The sequence below is a fragment of the Saccharicrinis sp. 156 genome (assembly GCF_050589685.1).
Taxonomy (GTDB): Bacteria; Bacteroidota; Bacteroidia; order Bacteroidales; family Marinilabiliaceae; genus Saccharicrinis.
This window is the reverse complement of sequence record NZ_JBNGOS010000002.1, coordinates 230,652-250,651: the sequence shown is the minus strand read 5'-3', so window position 1 is coordinate 250,651 and position 20,000 is coordinate 230,652. Positions and strand designations below refer to the sequence as shown.

The window sequence follows — 20,000 nt, the reverse complement described above, 5'->3', positions numbered from 1 at the left end:
ATTATGCCCCGATTTATATTTGTCATCAGTAGAATCCTGGTAGGTGTCACCTTTATCTTTTCCGGTTTTGTAAAAGCAGTTGACCCCACCGGAAGCGCCATAAAGTTTAACGATTACCTAAGCGCTTTTGGCATGGAATATTTATCGGGATTGGTTATTCCGGCGGCCTTTATCCTGGCAGCCCTGGAGTTTCTGACAGGCCTACATTTATTACTGGGAATCAGGGTTAGAACATCGTCGGTATTAGCATTGGTTTTTATGGCGATTTTTGCCCCTTTGACCCTATTTATTGCCATCAAAAACCCAGTAACCGACTGCGGGTGTTTTGGGGATGCGTTAAAACTGAGCAATTGGGAAACGTTTTTCAAAAATGTGATCCTCACTTTACCTACATTATATCTATTTATAAACCGTCACAATTATAAGGATAACATTAAAACCATTCATAAACTTGTTATCACCTTAGTTTTTACCGGAACCATATTGGGTGTGTCGTATTATAGCTTGGAGCATCTTCCTATTATCGATTTTAGACCATTTAAAATTGGAAATAATATAAATGAGGGTATGCTTATTCCTGAAGGTGCTGAGCAACCGGAATATGAAACCACATTTATTTTGGAGAAGGACGGCGTAGAAAAGACATTTACCGTGGAAAACTATCCATACACCGATACCACTTGGGTATTTGTCAGTAACGAAACCAAAGTCATAAAGGAAGGGTATGAACCGCCCATTCACGATTTTGTCCTTAACGATTCGGAGGGGACAGATCAGGCCCAAAACATATTAAATAGCGATGTCCCTGTCCTTTTGGTAGTTTCATATCAAATTAACAAGGGAGCGTGGAACGAGGGCAAACAAGAACAAATTGTTCAGTTAAAGAACGCCCTGTACGAACAGGGGATAAAAACTTATTTCTTAACTTCCTCCAGCGACGAAGAAATCACCAAATTTGAGTTTGATGGAGATGCTGGTTTTGACTATTTAAATGCGGATGAAACCATGTTAAAAACGGTGATCCGATGCAATCCCGGTTTAGTGCTGCTACAAAAAGGAAATGTGGTGGGCAAGTGGCATTATAACGATCTCCCGGCTGCCTATTCCTTTAAGAATCCGATTGCTTACAGTTTAAGTCAAATGGTTGAGAAGCAAAGTCTGTTGCTGGTTCTATGCTTAACCTTTGCCAGCCTGGTATTTATAACTGTATTTATGCGAAAGAACAAATAATCCATATAATTATAATAACAAAACATTTTTTACGATGAGACAAAACATTGTTGCCGGTAACTGGAAAATGAACAAAACCCTTCAAGAGGGTGTAGCATTAGCTACTGAATTAAACGACATTTTAGCTTCAAAAACACCTAACTGTGCCGTTGTGGTAGGCGTGCCTGCCACGCACATCACCGAGGTAGTTAAAGCTGTAAAAGCTGATAAAGTGGGCGTTGCAGCACAAAACTGTGCCGACCATGAATCAGGCGCATACACAGGTGAGATTTCTGCTGCTATGGTAAAATCCACAGGTGCAGGTTATGTGATCCTGGGGCACTCAGAAAGAAGAGAGTACTACGGAGAAACTAACGCAACCTTAAAAGTGAAGACTGATTTGGCTTTGGCGAACGGTTTAACCCCTATTTTCTGTATCGGTGAGGTATTGGAAGAGAGAGAAGCAAACAAACAAAACGAGGTTGTTAAAACGCAAATCGAAGAGGCTTTATTCCACCTTTCTGCTGAAGATTTCGGTAAAATTGTGTTGGCATACGAGCCAGTATGGGCCATTGGAACCGGTAAAGTAGCTACCCCTGAGCAAGCTCAGGAGATTCACGCTTACATCCGCTCTGTTGTCGCAGACAAATTCGGTGCTGAAGTAGCTGATAACACTTCTATCCTTTATGGTGGAAGCTGTAAGCCTAGCAACGCCAAAGAATTATTCGCCAACCCGGATGTTGACGGTGGTTTAATTGGAGGTGCTTCATTAAAAGCTGAAGACTTCGTGGGTATAATCGACGCTTTTTAAGCTAAAATACAAGTACAATATATTAAAAGGTCACCTTTCTGATGGGAGGTGACCTTTTTTATGCGCTCAGCCATGTTAAAATGTGGGTAGCGATTCAAAATTATCTTCCGTGGTATAATTGGCGGGCGCTCTAAAATAAGGATTACCGTTTTTGGGATGGATCAGCTGCAGTCCTTTTACATAAACACCGGCATGATCCTGCAAAAATACGGCATCCTGGGTATTTAGTTCAAGACCTGTGTCGAACCTAATCCTTGTTATTATAGTATTCTCCCTGTGGATTTGAACCGGTTTAAGGCATGGACAACACAATTTGCCTGCCGGCACCTGTAATACAGGATTATAAATTTGCACTTTTGAACGTAAAGGAGGTTTTAATTCATTTTCGCCCAGCCTTTCTAAAACATCTTCAAGGGAAAGGACAATATCTTCGCTTGACACTGTACCGTGATACCTTAATTGTTTCAAAGTATCACCGTCGTAAATAGCTTCCTCTAATATTGCAGGCTGTACCTCAAACAAATCAAAGGATTCAGCTGTGCCCGCTACAGCGAGTCCGTTATTATCAAGCTCTATTTCGTCGAATACTGATTTAATAGATATAATCCTGTTAAACAAAGGATCATTCTTATCGATATAGATAGGAATCGATGAAGGTATGGCATCCAACATCCCAACAGAAAAACCATCTTCGGAAGGTGTAGGGTAAGCGAAATGAAGAATATTGTTGTTACAAATTAAACCTGAAATCATATGGCCATCCGTGTCTTTGGCCAATATTCTTCTTTCAATAACCTCCCCTACCGCATATTCCCCAATTTCTAAAACAATAACTGCTTCAAGACCAAGGCTTGGTATAAGGATTAATCCTCCGGTAAATATTCCGATTAAAAATCCCGTTAATGCACCAATTGTAAAACCTAATACATCACCCCAAAATCCGGTATCCACATCCAGGTCGGTATCCATTTCGAATGTAAGTTTGCCACCCACCAAATTGGGTTTCAGTTTCATTTCCAGCGACACATCCGCATCCGGCCATAGATCGATGGGAACCTCACCTTTTAAAGTAAATTTAATCCTATCCCTATTTAACGAGACCGCCACTTTATTCCAATGCCCCTTTTTATCTTCACCGGGCCTGGGAAGAGGATGGGAACCGTCAACATCCCTAAGTTCGGTATGCCAAATATTATTGGCAAACCTATCCAATGATTCCCTGGCCACACCAAGTGCAACATGTTGACCTACCGGTAAAAAAGAAACGACCTTATCTTCGCTTCCTCTTGCAAGATGCTGACCAACAGGTAATGGTTCCTGATCCTGAGGGGTAGCTCTGATATCCAAATTAAAAAGAAGAGCCATGGCGTTTTCATAAAGGTTATTATCACTTATGGCCCTCTTAAGAATTGGTGTATCTGCCAGGTCGCCTAATTTAGGTATGTCGATTTGAAAAGAAATACCAATATCTGTTTCAATAACAAACGCATCGTCAATAATGTGCATTTTTGCGTGTACCGAAAAATTTTCAATATTGGTAGTCAACTCTAAATTCCACTCTGGGTCATCAATAATAGTAACATCAGTAATAGTTATACCCAAAGGCAAATCTATAACGCCATTTGAGCTCAACGTTTGAATAGCCAACAATAACCACCCTTTGCCAAGCATTAATTCAGCGTCAAATCCGGATTGAATTCTACCTGTGTCAATCATTTTGTTATTTTTTAAAAATCAGTTTTCTCGCTTTTCTCAATTACTTTACCCCATCCCCGTATAAGCAATCATCGACAATCACAATATGATATCCTCCTTTCTTATACCAAATTTACCTTGGTGTAATAGAAAAGTCAATATAGACACCCAAGAAAAGCATTATCTTCATCCGTTAAGCCACACTCAGATTGATCCGGGGTTTCCATCGAGGGATTTTTTTAGACAAACTGCCCCTGTTAAAAACTCAGTAAAGGCACAATATTGATCGCTTAAATACCTTTCAACCTATATTTGCTATTGAACTTTTAGGCATTTGCTTAAATTTTAGGATACGTACCTTAACAAATTATAAGTACCTATTAACAAATCAGGAATTATGCAACAGTTTCGGCATGGCCTTACACCTCACATCCCGTTCCGGATTTATCGACATACTTATCTTTATTGCAGATACGCATCTTTCTTATGAAAATTTTGGTGTGAAGCAACTTGCCGATGAAGTCAAAATAAGTCGCGAACAAATTTATCGCCGCCTACAATCCATCCATAACCATTCTGTAAGCCAGCTTTCCACATAATGGTATTTGAACTCCTTTTGTTCCGTAACAAGATAAATCGGTTCACCAATCTTTAATGCTGATCCATTAAATATTTGTTTTTTCAATTTCTTTTGAGGTATTGGAACAACTTGTTGCAGACAATATAATGGTTACCACAAAAACTAAAATCGAAATATTTTTTTCTTCATAGTACTTTTATAATAATAGTTTCTCAAAATGATAGATGAAAATCTTTAAATATTATTGACAAGGAGTGTCCATGAGTTTATGGTTTTCCTTATAGGTTTATTTAATCCAATATAACATAAGTGGAAGATCAACAGATTAATGACTTCCTGGAATAATCTGCGGGACAAGCCATTCAAGCCAAAAATTGCTAAATAGATGAAACCGGTATAACCGGAGCAAATACTCAGGCCACACAACTTGCCTCGACCAGAGCGGGAGCGGGATAGCCAGTCTCGCCAAAGCCGAAATTGCAATTTGCCTTAATTATCAAGGTTTTGCTATTTTAAAACAGGTGAAAATTATTAATTTTGCGCCCGATTTGAACTATAAATAATTATATCGGGATGAAGATTTCCATGAGGATATTACACCGTTATGTTGGCTTTTTTACCATTGGAATAATGATGGTTTATGCCTTTAGCGGTATCGTACTAACATTTAGAGATACATCTATTTTTGAGGTAGAAAAAGAATTTATAGAAGATATTGGCCCAGACGTTAAAGCCGAAGAATTGGCGGACAAATTAAATTTTAGAAGTTTGAATATCCAAAAAGAAGAAAACGGTATCATATACTTTGAGATTGGCAGTTATAATATCGAATCTGGAATTGCAAAATATACCTGGCCCGCATATCCGGATTTTATCATGAAAATGGTACTACTTCACAAAACAAAGTCGAACCAGGCGCTTTCGTGGATAACTACAATTTCCGGAATTCTGTTGTTCTTCCTGGCCATCTCGTCGTTTTGGATGTTCAAGCCCAAGACAAAAAACTTTAAAAAGGGAGTTATTGTAGCTGCAGTAGGTTTTATTTTTACGATTGTGGTTTTGATGTTTTGTTAAATAATTGTGTTCAGGCTAAAACATACCTTGGTTTTAACTATTACACCCCTCATCCCGGTTACCACGCAACCGTACTTCCCCTGGCCTCAGCGCCTGGGGAAGCGCTAACACCATGAAGTATAGGGAAGGACTTTCTTATTAAAGACATCCCGAACACATTGCAAATTCACCGATTTTAATAGAGCTGGGACTGTTGACTTTTAACTAATTACTTCCGACGGGTGTCTACTTACCATATACTTGGATATGGCTTAACAGTTTAATGTCATCCAAATCGGAATAATCGTATTGATACAAACCATCCGTTCCGATCATTAACAGCACATCTCCCAAGGGAATAACATCAAAGGCATTGATATCTTTGTAGTGAGCCAATTGGTTATCGGTAATTGTCAATGGATCGCCGGCATCATAAATTTTCAGGCCGTCGTTACCATCACAGATAAACAATACATCATCATCAATACCCAAACCATAAGGCTCGTTCATAGGGTATTCCTTGACTAACTTAGGAGCTTCCATATTGGAAATATCAATCACATCCAACTGGCTTTCAATAGCACCACAGAGGTTACCTCCCCGCAAGGTTACATAGGCATAATCGCCTTCTACCACTACCGGGTCGCATGCTGTAGCATGACGGAATTCGGAAATAAACTGCGGATTGGCCGGATTTTGAAGACTGTAAATATACATACCGCTTTGCGCTCCTATAAAAAGCATTTGTTCATAAGGAAAAAGGGTTTCAATCTGCCAACTTATATATATTTGTTTCGCAAATGTAGGGTTGGCGTTGTTGGAAACATCAAACAAGTGCAAAGAAGCATTGTCGATGGCATACAAATAATTATCATATAAAGTGAAACGCGCCATAGAACCACCTGTACCTGAACCTGAAGTTTTTACACCATTAGCGGTCGCATCCATTGCAAAAAACTCCCCTTCCCACATCGGAAATCGCTGGTAGTATACCTCATGCCTATCAATAGCTGTAGTTTCGTATGTGACCGTGTAACCGGTAATGACTCCTTGGCTAACATCTATATGATCTAAAATGCCCACTTCGAACTCTGGAATAATATATGGGAAAACACTTGTATCCCTGTCCACCTCGGTAATATTGTTCATATCGCTGATGTCCAATGTCAGCAAGTCGATATAACTATCTGCATACAGTTTATCGCCTTTCACGGCCATATCTACATTACCCGGGATTTCAATAAAAGAAATATTCTGCGGCGAAGCCGGGTCGGCATTATTGATCACATGAATACCTTTTTGATATTCGTTGATAAAGATAAAATCGTCTTTGAAGTAGATCTTCCCGGCTTGTTTGATATCCACGGCACTTTTCATGGAAACCGAAGATCTTAGGTCGGCATAGCTCATATATTCGGGCGTATTTACCTGAATGGTTTCCTCAATTTTATCGGCACAGGAAAATGAAAAAAGCGCAAGACACAACAGTATAAAATATGATAAGATATTTTTCATGATCTGGTTGTTTTAGATTAAAATATGTTATTCTGTATAATGATGGACATTTCTTAAAAAGGTTGCGTTTCTTTTTTTTATTTTTAACGCAACTGTTTTAATAAAAATCTGTCATCTTTGAAAAACTTTGCCATGAAAAAACTACTGACCTTGCTTTTTCTGGTATTCACAATTGCGAGTTATTCGCAAGATAAGACAAATGGATACCAAAATTATACTTCTTACGCTACATTAATTGGTTCGGAGGATGACAAGAAAACCTTTATCCATGGATTTCAAATGGAACACAATTACTTGTTTAACCCCAATTTTGCGTTTGGTTTATCTACCGGAATTGAATGGATGGACGTTAAAATGGCCACCATCGGGCCTAATATTAAAATCATATTGCCTAAAAATAACAAACAGTCATTTTTTGTTGGGGCATCGGTTGGTGCTGCCATTGCCTTGGATGATGAAAAGCATGAGTATATGGAAATCAGCAAAACCAGCGGAGGAAGATTTGTCAATTGTGAACTTGGGTATGTGTTGCCTACCCAAGGAAGTTTTACGTTATACTCAGCCATTGGATACCGTTTTCAGGAATATTCTTACAAAATTGAAGACTGGTGGCTCAGAACCGTGGAAAGGAATATTACTTATAATAGGTTTGTATTTAAGGTCGGAATAGTTATTGGTAAATAGCAGGCCTGCTGCGGGTAAAAGGAGACAGAGAACCATTAGTAAACTAGCGCATAGGTTAGATTTAGGGCCCGAAAATCTCAAACTTGAATTGTTTTTTTCGGGACAAACAGATATTGTTTTTTAAGATGCTCTCTTAGTTCTCCAACTTACATATTTAAACCCCCAATAGTTGTATTTACAATTTCGGGAACAAATCATCCATATCAAAATCGTTATAATCATTACCCCTTACATATGGCAAGAAGTTACCATTGCGTCATCTTACCGCTCATTTTTAGGGTAAGCTACAAATCCTTCAACAATACGTTACGCTGCGATTTTAACCTGAGCTCCTTAAATTGTTCCATCACTGTTTTTACCTTAATAAGACTCTCTGTTTCTTCAAAGTGAAGATCTTCGCTACCATAAGTCTCAAGCATTTCCAGCACTGTAGACACCTTTAATTTATTTATATCTAAAGCAGGCTGATAGGCAGTTACGGCCCTGGAGTCGTTGTTCACCTCAACAAGCACTTCACATTTAATTAGGGTAAATATTACTTCATTGATTAAACGGATAGGTATTTTCAGTTCCTTCGACAATTCGAGTGGGGTCATCGGTTTCTCGCCATTTTCGAATCGCTTAATAATACTATAGGTCAATTGCAAAGCAACTACCCTTTTATACTCCACACTAACGTTTTTTGTATCTGCCTCAAACTCGAAACTGCTTACATTTTGCATGGCAAAGGATAACTCTGCCCCAAACATCACAATGAGCCAACTCATTTGCATCCAAAACAGAAACAATGGCAAGGCGGCAAAACTGCCATAAAAAGCATTATATCTTGATACTCCTACCATAAAATGAATAAAGTAATATTGAAGCACTTGAAAAAGTACTCCAGCCACCACCCCTCCAACCAAAGCTGAAAGAAAATTTACTTTAGTATTTGGCATGATAAGTATAAGCATGGTAAACACTATACATATCAATACATAAGGTAAGATAGATGAAATAATCTTTCCCACATAGCTTAAGGCCGCGTAATCATTAAATTTTCCTGAAACAAACACGATCATACTACTGCTGGATACTAAAAAAAGCAAGGCCACAATCATGAGGGCGATATAATCGGAAAATTTACGGGCAAAATTACGCGATCGTTTTACTTCCCAAATTTCGTTGAAACTTTGTTCGATATTCCCTAACATCTGCATTATCGACCAAAGCAATATCACTAATCCAATACCGATAATTATTCCGCTTTTGGCACTGGTCATATAAATATCAACCATTCGCAAGATATACTCTAGCACTTCCTGTTGTCCTGCCATTCTTTTTGCCAATTCGTTTTCTAACGTCTTATTGAATCCAAAACCCAGTGCAATACCATATAACATGGCCACCATTGGCACCACCGACATCAAAGAATAAAACGTTAAGGCCGAGGCCTTTTGCTGACACTTATCGTAAATAAAACCCTTTACGGCCAGGTACAGGATCCTGAGAATATTTACGATGATTAGGTGAGGTCGGGAAAGTTCAACTTTCTGAATCCTCCACATATCCTCCGTCAGGTAATTTATCAGCTTTGAGAGATATTCCTTCATATTGCTTTTTGTAAAGATTTATGGCGTTAAAATAGGAATAATAGCAATGATTAAGAAGAAAAAATAGCAAGTCGATAAGCCGGGTTCTGTCGCTCATTAAAGAACGGTCTATCATTTGTCTACGATTATGATCACTCATAATCTTTAGCAACCTACCCCTCACGACTGCTGAAGCACCAAGACGGGCCGCCCTGTATCTAACGAAATCGTGATATATTTGGTCTTGCAATCCTTGAGTTGCACGGCTACCTGTGTTGCCACAAGCACCGGTGAGCTCTTACCTCACCTTCTCACCCTTATCAGTCAAAAGCCTGACGGTTATTTTCTGCTGCATTACTATACCCTTGCGGATATCTTCCGGTTAGGAAGCAAGGTACCCTGCATTGCCCGGACTTTCCTCCTCAATAACCTGAACGATCCAATGAATCATCAGTTTATTGCGGCGATAGACTGACTTGCTATTGCTGCAAAAGTAATAAAAAATAGCTAACGATGGTTAACATTTATCTTTTTGCCTATGATTATTAGCCGCACACCGCCCATATTAATCTATGGTTTCTAACTGCAAACTACGGACTACAGCTAACCGGCTATACCCTACTCAATTTGATACGGTAAATACGCATCTAATTCTGTTACAAAGGCTTTGGGGTAACCCTTTGCTTTTATGTCATTCAACTCTGACATAGCGTCTTCGTAGGTATAATCTCCTATGGTATAGCGATAAACCCTATCTTTCAAATAAAATTCTTTGACATTCTCGATTCCTTTAAAGTAGTTTAGATAAACAGGAAACCTAAAAGCGCTTAATTGAATAGTGTATCGTTTATTGGGGTCAGGGACAAATCCGGAGCGTGCAGCTCCTCCTATATTGTATTTAGCTGTATTCACCACAAAAGCCTGTGCATAGCCTAAATCCTTATAATAAATCACCTCGTTTTTGGCTGCCTGATAGTTCGTGTAACTACCCACGGTGTATCGTACAAATCTGTCGGCACATCTAAATTCCCTGGCTTGTTCAATATTTTTAAAGAACTCCGGTTCCCTGGCAGGATGTTTTAATGCAATAATCTGGACTGCCCAATCATCAGACGCAGGTAATGTATTAACACTTACAATCTTTTTGGAAGTCCGCAGACTACCTAACTTATCTTTTCCTGTTTGTGCATTTATCCCTGAAAGGCAAACAATCAATAAAAAGGATAAAATATATTTAGTCATGATCTCTTTCTTTTTTAAATTATTTTTTAACCTTCCAAACTACTACTTCAATTCTTTTATTTTCCTGTTGTTCTTTTTCGTTACAAAGAACACCCCTTTTGCATTTATTTACAATATATCTTTCTCCATAACCTCTTGGAATTGTTGATTCACCATCAACCCCTTTGGTTTGCAGAAGGCTTTCTACTTTTTCACCCATTTTTTGGGTTTTCATTAGGTTATCTAACTTACTTCCCCTGGCATCGGAATGTGTATTTAATTTGACCACAATTTGCGGATTATTTTGAAGGTAAGTGGCCAATCTGTCTAAAGTTTTTTTACTTTCTTCGAGTAATTCGTTTCCGTTGTAATACAAAATCATTCCGCTTATGTCATCCAACACGTTATCGTTGAACACTGGCGTCATTGAAATGCCTTTATCATTGATATCGCCGATTTCCATAATATTTACAATCATTCGTTTGGCGTTAAATTCCCCATCTTTTGAAAACACCAGTTCAAACTCCTGACCTTCTTTTTTATACTTATCCGGAATTACGATGTTTAAGTTGCCGTTTGCATCAGACACACCGGTAGCAATAACTATTCCGGTAACATCATCAATAATTTCCACTGTAACGCCCGCTGCAATTTCGTTGTTAAAAGTGGACTTTATTTTTGCTGCCAATGCTGTCGGAAACATGGAAAGACCCTCCACGGTTTCCTTAACTTCCGGTTTCTCTTCCGGCAAAGCTGTTATGTCTATTACATCGTTTACCTTTACCTCTTCAACAATAGTTTTCTCCTCATTTGGTTCTTCTTTCTTTACTATTTCCACGTAAAAGATGTCATCATTAGCTCCCCTTCGGTTACTCGATAAGAAACCTCGTTGCGGATTTTTAGGATTGATGGTATATGAGAAATCATCTTTGGGTGAGTTGAAGGGTTGCAACAGGTTTTGCGGATTGGTCCACTTGCCATTCTTAAATTCCGCCTTATAAATATCCAGACCGCCATATCCCATATGTCCGTCCGAAGAAAAGTAAAACTTATTATCTTTACTAAACGATGGAAACTGTTCGTCACCAAAGGTATTAATTTCTTCCCCAATATTATTCATCTTGCCATACATGCCTCCGCGCAGCCTTTCAACCCGGTAAATATCTTTGCCACCTTCACCACCTTTTCTGTTCGATACAAAATATAAAAACTTGTCATCGGGCGACACGGCAGGCATGGCACAATCGTAATCGTCACTATTGAAAGGCAGTTCTACAGATTTGCCCCAGTCGTCGCCATCATGCATCACCTTAAATATTTTTAACCGGGTATCGTTTTTTACCCTTACCGATAGCGTATAATACATGGTGTTGTAATCGGAAGTAAACGAGATAGCTCCAATATGATATTGAAACTGCAGTTTTTCCGACAACAACTGCCCATCCTGGATTTCATTATCCACCAAATCGGAATAATACAGGTCCAGGAAAACCTTACCTGTTTTATCCACTTTACTGCTACCTTCATCCTGAGGTGCGGAAGAATATACCACTCCATCTTTGTAATAAACAGTACCAAACGACTGGCCTCCCGTATAAACAGCAGAAGGTATAACACGTATATTCTGATCGACCTGGTTATGCTGTAACGCCCATTTACAGGATTCAATCAGATCGTTGATTTCTTCAACGTTAACGTCCACTGCTTCCGTTTTTGCTCTTTCGTAAATCGGCAAAGCCATTTCGTAACCGCCCACGGTTTTATGCAAGGTCTTTGCATAAGTCAACAGGTCTTGCCCCGAGAGGTCGCTCTCCACCTCATTAAAACTGCTAAAAGCATTATCAATATCGTTCAGCTGAAAGTAACAATTGGCTATTTTTTTGGTTACATCTTTACCTATATTTTCACCTTGCTCTTTGGCCTTGTTATATGACATTAATGCGAGGTAATACTCACCTTTTTTGTAAAGTTTATCTCCTTTGGAAATATTTTTACCTTGCGCATTTAATGCCTGCATACCGGCAAGAAACACCAGGAAAAAAATTATGTAACGGGCAACATTCTTCATGATAAAAGATATTAGTTGTGTGATCCGGACCAAGGTCCTTCAATCAGTTCCCAAATCGGAACAAGGGTTAAGATTTAATATTATTGTTCAATATCGAACATTTATTTCATTTGCAAATTTAAGGTCTCCTCCGACTAAAATCAATTAAAAGTACCTAATCGAACGCATTCCGGCCCTTCGGTTAAAGGTAAAGTCGAATTGAAGACTTATTTCGTGCGATCCGTACTTTGCGTATGTGTTCAGGGTATTCAGCGAATAATCGAACGAATAACGCACCGTGAACTGACGGTTAATGATATACTCGGTCAGGAAAACCACTTCGGATATAGACCGATAGGAAACCCCTAACCAAACCGCATCAGCTAACAGCACATTGGCCGACACATCAAATTGCAACGGAGCACCATACACCTCGCGAAACAGCAGCGTTGGCTTTACCTTAATATCGTTCCAATCGAACACATAACCACCATACAGATACATATGCATGTTTTTAAAGTCCAGCGTGTTTTTATACACATCGTTATCCTCATCGAAATTGTTGGTAAACATTTTGGGAATTGAAAATCCAGCAAAATAATTCTCTCCGTAAAAATAGGAGCCGAAACCAACGTTGAGACCAATCTTCGATTCTTTTCCATAAAACAAGGGATCGCCAAATTGTTCTGTTATTGCTTTATTACCGTCGTAAACATGGGAGCTTACACCTAATTGCAAACCAAAAGAAACAAACTTTCGTCTGTCTACCATTAGTTTATACGATGCTGATGCAAAAGCATCAAAGTTATTGGAAAAACCAACGGCATCGTTTGTGATACTTAATCCGACCCCCAAATTGGTATCTTCAATGGGTCCGTGCACGTTTAACGCCTGGTTCATGGGAGCACCTTCGAATCCCACCCATTGGCTGCGGTGAATAAGTAAGCCACTGATTACATCGCGCGTACCATTATAAGCCGGGTTTAGCAAGCCCTGATTGGCAATATAGTGGTTAAATTGAACCATATCCTGTCCATAGGCAAAACCCGCCACCAGAACCAGCACCACGCTGATGATTATTCTTTTAAATTGCATATATATCATGGTCAGTTTTATTATTCTATGATTACATTCAATACGATGAAACCACTATCTTCTTAACTCAATATATCCGTTATATTCTTTCGTTTGGATAGCATCCCCAATATTAACTTCTACCTTGAACACATAGAAATAGGTACCATTAGGTAAATCGCTACCAATGGAAACCATGTTCGATGTGGTTGAGGTACCATCCCACCATTCATTATCTTCACCATAAGTAATTCCTTTAGATCGATATACCAGGCTTCCCCATCGGTTAAAGACTTCCAATGAAGATTTTTCCGCGGAAACACCATTTTTATTGATACCTACAATTTTAAAATACTCGTTGTATGAATCTCCATTTGGAGAGAAAGCATTGGGAATCAAAAAGTTTTCATCATCATCCAATTCCTTGTTTCCAACATAGAAGTATGCCGTGGCAATATCAGAGCGATATGCATAATCTCTGTTACTGATCATATACCTTACAGAATCCAGTCCATAGAAACTAGGTAACTTTTCATAAGTTAATGCACCTGTAACCGAATCAATTCGGGCAACCCCTATCGTTGTAACAAGCTCACCCTTTTCATCCAGAATTAAATTATTAAGTGAATCAACAAAACCTTCCAGCAACGTAAACCTTAAGTTACCTTCATCACCCGACTCTCCTAATATATCAATCACCTCATTAGTTATATCATTGGCCCCTAATAAGTCGCCTCCCGTTAGCACGCCTTTTTCGATACTTATCGTATCGTTTCTGGCAATTAAAGGAGAATCATAGAAGTTGATACCTTCTGTTACCCATACATTACACCCTGTAACCGGATTGCTGGCCATTACTTTATATATACCTCCTGTAAGAATTTCTTCGTCGTCAAAAATAATGGAATTCCCGTCTCCGTTTCGCACAGAACTGTATGGAGTACTCGTATCCAGTCCTTTATATAGCTGATATTCAATACCCTCTTCACTGCCGTCCATTACCACATAATCACCTACATAACAATCTTCATTGTCGGGGCTGGTACACGAAAGCATATAGGTAGCATCCGGCAACTCAAGTTGAACGATATCAATATCGACCGATGCATTTACCGAACAACCTGTAGTAAATAGAGTAGCTTTAACAGAGTAACTTCCGACTCCATATTTATTGTTAAAAAATTCCTTATTACCCGAACCGCTAATAAAATCAACGGTTTTACCTGTTAAATTGTCAATTAACTGATAACCTACTTCATCCTGCGTAAGTTCCACACCAATAGAAATACTGTCAGTTCCGGCACAATATTCAATTACTCCTTCAGTACCGTCCAATTCAGTAAAAACTACGAAGTCGGATGGGGATTCGCTATAAGTTACTGAAGCAGTTCCCATAGACTTATCACATACTGTTCCTGCAATGGCAAATACTTCGTAAATAACCCTACCCGCAACCGTCTCGTTTATACTCCAGCTGATTGGTTCGCCTGCAGCACTTGAAATAGTATCATTTACCGGAATACCATCCGCCTCGATTCTGTAGCTACGTCCAGTTTCCGAATCTTCAATAGACATTAGGGTTCCTGTGGCTCCGCAGACACTGGCGTCATCTACTACCACACTATGCGATGTAGGATCTGTTTCCTCTACTATGATAATTTCCTCATTGTTGTTGGTTTGTGCAATACAAGCATCACCACCTCTTGATTTCCAGATGGAGTATGTACCGGCAGTCAATAAATCAGGGAAGCTCAAAATTTGTGGCACACTGATATCGGTATTCGTACCAATTACTTCGCTCATTATATGATTACTGGCATCCCTTACCTGATAAGTAACGTCAAGCTCGTTGTTTGCCAATTGCAGTTCAACGCCAGTGCTTCCTGAACAATACTTATTGGTTGTCAAAGGTACAATGACCTGATCCGCCGGAGCACTTACTTCTACAACGGTAACACTACCATTCATATTGGAAGTACAACCTTTGTCGCTTATCGCCATAAAACTATACGTACCCTCTTTGTTCACTTTGTATTTAAGCGAATCCGCATCTGATCTTCCCGGGATAGAGGTCTCGATACTTAACACCCCACTTCCATCATCCAATTGTAATCTGTAGGTAAAATCAGCCTCTGATTGAACAACACCTAACATAGCACCATCCATTAGCAAGTCGCATGTTTGACCCGAACCGAACATTGAATAAGCCACTGGCAATGGGTTTACATTCAGTTGAACCCGGTTGGTCATTTCCATATCACAAATTCCATTGACACCCATCACATAATATTCGCCCTCTTCAATGGCTTCGCCAAACTCAATGGCGCCATCTGTTCCTGCAACAGATTGCATTGGTGACAGATCACCCTCCTTCCATAATTCGTAATCGACACCTATCTCGGTATCAGCCAGTCCAAATATCACGCCCGGATCACCGTTACAAATCGCACCGGAACCGGTAACTAATTGTTTGGCAATCACTCCTGGCACATTTACAAGTACAACCGGTGCTGATGAATAAATACTACAACCATCCTTAATGGCCTGAACTGTATATGCGGCATCATTCGTGTCTACTACTCTTTCAAATCCTATGTCGGTTCCATCCGCCGACATAATATTAGGTATACCAACGGCCGGATAATAATCAATCCCCACCTGCTTAACAAGCGCGTAAGTAACTCCAGCCTCGGGACTTTCAACATATAATGAATCCCCGTTATCGCAACCTGTTCCTGCTTCCGCTAACTTAAGTGTCACATCCACCGGCAAAGGTTTTTCGGTTATGCTGAATGGCCCATTGTTCATGACACTGGAACATGAAGTAATACCGTCTGTTCTTCTGGCAAGAATGATATAATCACCTGTAGCGCTAATGGTAAAGTCTAATCTACTATTATTCCCATTTTGCCATGATCCCTGAGCTCCAGAAGTTGTTTCTTCCCAGGTATATTCAACATCAGCTTCAGAATTAAGTATATAAATGGTTGTTGATTCACCCTGACAATAAGCGTCCACATCGTTAAACGCATCATAGGCCGTAGGTAAAGCATCAACGACTACTTCAATGGAGTTGGCCATCGGAGTTGTACATCCCACCAACGGTACCACCGCTTCTACGGTATAAGTTCCTTCGGTAGTAAACGGACCGCTAAATGTTAACGGTGCAGCAGGAGTGGAACCTCCTGTAACTGTTTCCATTACTAGTCCATCGCGAAGCAGACTGTATTCTACTCCATCTTCTTGCCCGTCCACACTAATATTTACGCCAATATCATCGGCACAGTAATGTCCGTTTGTATTGTCAATTAAATTATCCGTAATAATGTTTAAGCTTGCAGGCAAATCAACAATTGATACATCTGCCTGACCGTTCATTGGAAACTGACAACCGGAAGCTGACTCCACACGTACAGTGTAAGTTCCTTCTGTGGCTACTGTTCCGAACGAGATAGCTGCACCGTCGGCACCTGGAACCAAAATTCCGGTTTCTGCGCCATCCAGATACAACTTATAGTTAACAGTATTATCCAGCGATCCATCCAGTTGCAATTCCACTCCTGTACCACCTGCACAATAACGTCCATCGGAGAGATCTGAAGGATCAGCAGGACTTACAACTTCAAGATTAAAAGCCACATCTGAACCATCGCTCAAAATATCAAATGAACCGTTCATGGTTTGGGTACATCCAGAAATATTATCCTCGGCCTCAATAGTATACATACCCACAACTAAATTACCTGTAAATGAGATAGCCGAGCCTGTTCCTGTTTGCTGTGCGGCTTCTACTCCATTGATCAACAATCTATAAATAAAGTCTGTTTGTGAACCAGATAATTCCACATCGTGACCGGCACCTTCATTACATCCTGTTACCGAGCTTGAACTTGGTGATGTTAAATTAAATACGGTTGGTAATGGATGATTAGTAATAGTTAACCTATTACCATTGTTCATCTCCACTCTTTCCGTTGGAACGGCAGAATAATAAGCCTCTACCCTGTACTCATCGGTACCCGGAACATTGTCCCATTGAACTGCCACAGGAGCTAATGCATTGAACATAATAGAGCCACCTACCTGAGCGTCATCGGACGATCTCCATAATTCATACGTAATATCGTGTTGAGGATCCTCAACATATATACTTACACCACCATCACCATTACAATAATCTGTGGCTGTGGTTGATATAGCTTTGGGTAAGATTCCGTCCAATACGGTAACTGTTGTATTTACCGAAGAAGAACAATCGAATCCGTTGTAAACATATACTGAAACAACATCACCGTTGGCCAATAAGTCGGTACTGAAAACAGCAGTTTCGCTTTTTACTTGTACAACTGTTCCATTTACAAAAAACTCATACTCACTGCCCCCAGCAGCTGTAAAAGACAACATGGTACCACTGATCACTTTGTTTGATGGGCTAACATTCAGTGTGGGTACTGGTAATGGATTAACGGTTGCCGTGATTTCAGCTGTGTTCGACCCGCACGAAGAGGTACTAAAGCTTACTCTGGCAGCAACTTTTTCGCCATCATTTAATGTGGTTGTTATAAATTGGTTATTGCCATCCGGTCCCTGAACTGAGGTACCATCTATAAACCATTCAAACACATCGCCTCCACTAGCGGTAAAGGTAATTTCATCTCCGGCACAAATAATATTATCAGCATCAGAACTACCGATGCTTACTACAGGGATTGGATTCACTGTCATTAGTATTCCGGCATGCGATGCCGAACAGCCAATTGCATTGGTTACTTCAACAGTAACATTATCATTATCGGCAAGTGTTGTTGTTTTATATTCTGCTTCTGCTCCTGGCCCCTGTATGCTTATTCCGTTTACAAAAAACTCATAAGACACTCCGCCTGTTGCAGTAAAAGTCACTTCTTCTAATTCGCATATAGTTGTTTTATCGGCAGTTAAACCAGCTACCGGTAGGCTGATGGTAATATCAACCGGTGTACTTAATACACTACAATTATTGCCGTCAAATACTTCTGCCTCTACTGAAAAATCAACCGTAGAAGAATGTGTAAATGTATTGCTCCCTTGAACACCCTGTGCTACACCATCAATGTAAAACTGATATTGGAATGGACCAGTACCGCCGGGAGTTGTTGTAAACGTAACCACTTCGTTTTGACATACTGTTGTTTTGTCCGCTGCCAAATCTGACGTTGGTAATGGATGAACACTGATGGTGGTAGAAGTGGAGTTTCCAAAACAGGTTCCTGCATAAGCAATTACCGAAATTTTATCTCCATCATTTAAGGTATTAATATCTAATGTGTTCAATGCACCATCTTGTAAGGTTTCTGTTCCGTTACGCATAAACACATATCGACTAAAGGTACCTGGTGTTGCTAAAAACTGAATAGTTTCTCCTGAACATATTGTTGCACCTCCCGGGCTCGTAATTGTTAATGTTGGCACAGGATTACTAACAACTTTCATTGTAATGCTTCCCGAAGTATGCGAACATCCGTTAACCACATCGTTAACCACCACGTAAATTTCATCACCATCTTCTAATGTTGATGTAGTATACGTCACTGTTGATCCGTTTTGTTTCGAGGTATCTGATCCCCCTCTAACCAAATGAAAATCATAAGTGTATGTTCCGGACCCTTCTGAACCAGCAGCGTTAAAAGTCACCGCTGTTCCTGCACAGATAGTCGTTATTCCCGGAGTAGGTGCACTTACGCTAATGGCCGCAGAAACTTCATTAACAACAACATCAGTAGTTGTTGCAGATTTACAACCATTTACATCTGTAACTGTCAGGGTAAATGATCCAGCTTCGGCCAGTGATACCGGACTGATAACCAGGTTTTGTCCTAAACCGGTAAAACTATTCGGTCCAACCCAATCATAAGTTACCATTCCGTTAGGTCCACCGGATAAGCTAACATCACCACCTGCACAAACAGGCCCATCATTCCCAGCGGTTACAATGGGTAACGAATGGATGACAACAGCTAATGTTGATTCATCACTTGTACAACCGGAGTTATCTTCAACGGTTACTCCATATAAACCCGCATCACCTGCTGCTGCCGGATCAATATTTAAAGTTGATGAATTTTCCCCTGCTATAATAATTCCACCTTTGGTCCAGACGTAATTTACATAATTACCGCTCCCTCCTGAAGGTGTAGCGGTAATAACTAAACTCGTGTTTAAACAAACCGGATTGTTATAAGCCAAACTTACGGTTGGTTTTTCGTTAACATCCATTGCTTCAACAGTAGTTCCGTCACTTGAACAGCCATTGTTGTCGGTAACCGTAATAAAGTAATCACCTGCATTAACTGAAGCGGCATTTGTAATTACTACATTTTGTGTACTGGCTGTAAAACTGTTAGGCCCGCTCCAACCAAATGTGGTATATGTTCCCGACCCTCCGCTTGGTGTTGAGCCCAGGTTGATATCCGACCCCTGGCAAACGGGACTGTTGCTGTTGGCGGTTATGCTTGGGTTAGAATTTACAACCACTTCGGTTGATACGCTTTGCTCGCAGGTGTT

General features: G+C 40.0%; 11 protein-coding genes and 1 other RNA gene. 4 read left to right on the top strand and 8 right to left on the bottom strand.

All coding sequences use genetic code 11. From position 1 onward, the window contains the following. The first annotated feature begins 3 nt into the window (after positions 1-3). Together ACRD64_RS01705 and tpiA are read left to right on the top strand one after the other, a co-directional pair. Positions 4-1,230: a BT_3928 family protein gene (locus ACRD64_RS01705; protein ID WP_430931419.1), complete on the top strand. Its 1,227-nt coding sequence runs from the start codon at positions 4-6 to the stop codon at positions 1,228-1,230. 34 nt (positions 1,231-1,264) lie between these two features. Continuing rightward, complete coding sequence (tpiA, locus tag ACRD64_RS01700) at positions 1,265-2,020, top strand: triose-phosphate isomerase (RefSeq protein ID WP_430931418.1); 756 nt, start codon at positions 1,265-1,267, stop codon at positions 2,018-2,020. Positions 2,021-2,095: 75 nt separating this feature from the next. Here the strand turns inward: tpiA and ACRD64_RS01695 are convergent, their stop codons facing one another. Continuing rightward, positions 2,096-3,736, bottom strand: coding sequence for a DUF3892 domain-containing protein (locus ACRD64_RS01695; RefSeq protein ID WP_430931417.1), 1,641 nt, complete (start codon positions 3,734-3,736; stop codon positions 2,096-2,098). A 1,132-nt stretch (positions 3,737-4,868) separates the two neighbouring features. Between ACRD64_RS01695 and ACRD64_RS01690 the strand changes: the two genes are divergently transcribed. Beyond that, complete coding sequence (locus tag ACRD64_RS01690; RefSeq protein ID WP_430931416.1) at positions 4,869-5,369, top strand: hypothetical protein; 501 nt, start codon at positions 4,869-4,871, stop codon at positions 5,367-5,369. A gap of 225 nt (positions 5,370-5,594) precedes the next feature. On the opposite strand, the gene ACRD64_RS01685 is transcribed toward ACRD64_RS01690, so the two are convergent. Continuing rightward, on the bottom strand, positions 5,595-6,863 hold the full coding sequence (locus ACRD64_RS01685) for an LVIVD repeat-containing protein (protein ID WP_430931415.1): 1,269 nt from the start codon (positions 6,861-6,863) through the stop codon (positions 5,595-5,597). Between the two features lie 132 nt (positions 6,864-6,995). Between ACRD64_RS01685 and ACRD64_RS01680 the strand changes: the two genes are divergently transcribed. Then, positions 6,996-7,547 (top strand): hypothetical protein, encoded by a 552-nt coding sequence (locus tag ACRD64_RS01680; protein ID WP_430931414.1) that lies wholly within the window; start codon positions 6,996-6,998, stop codon positions 7,545-7,547. Between the two features lie 284 nt (positions 7,548-7,831). Here the strand turns inward: ACRD64_RS01680 and ACRD64_RS01675 are convergent, their stop codons facing one another. From ACRD64_RS01675 to ACRD64_RS01650, 6 genes are all read right to left on the bottom strand, one after another. Next, entirely contained in the window at positions 7,832-9,139 is a 1,308-nt protein-coding gene (locus tag ACRD64_RS01675; RefSeq protein WP_430931413.1) for a YihY/virulence factor BrkB family protein, read from the bottom strand. A gap of 59 nt (positions 9,140-9,198) precedes the next feature. Beyond that, positions 9,199-9,601, bottom strand: an RNA gene (gene rnpB / locus ACRD64_RS01670) — RNase P RNA component class A. Between the two features lie 135 nt (positions 9,602-9,736). Continuing rightward, positions 9,737-10,360, bottom strand: a complete 624-nt coding sequence (locus ACRD64_RS01665) for an SPOR domain-containing protein (protein ID WP_430931412.1) — start codon at positions 10,358-10,360, stop codon at positions 9,737-9,739. Between the two features lie 19 nt (positions 10,361-10,379). Further along, positions 10,380-12,407: an OmpA family protein gene (locus ACRD64_RS01660; RefSeq protein ID WP_430931411.1), complete on the bottom strand. Its 2,028-nt coding sequence runs from the start codon at positions 12,405-12,407 to the stop codon at positions 10,380-10,382. Between the two features lie 144 nt (positions 12,408-12,551). Further along, positions 12,552-13,490: a PorP/SprF family type IX secretion system membrane protein gene (locus tag ACRD64_RS01655; protein ID WP_430931410.1), complete on the bottom strand. Its 939-nt coding sequence runs from the start codon at positions 13,488-13,490 to the stop codon at positions 12,552-12,554. A 45-nt stretch (positions 13,491-13,535) separates the two neighbouring features. Continuing rightward, positions 13,536-19,970: a gliding motility-associated C-terminal domain-containing protein gene (locus ACRD64_RS01650; protein WP_430931409.1), complete on the bottom strand. Its 6,435-nt coding sequence runs from the start codon at positions 19,968-19,970 to the stop codon at positions 13,536-13,538. Positions 19,971-20,000 lie beyond the last annotated feature (30 nt).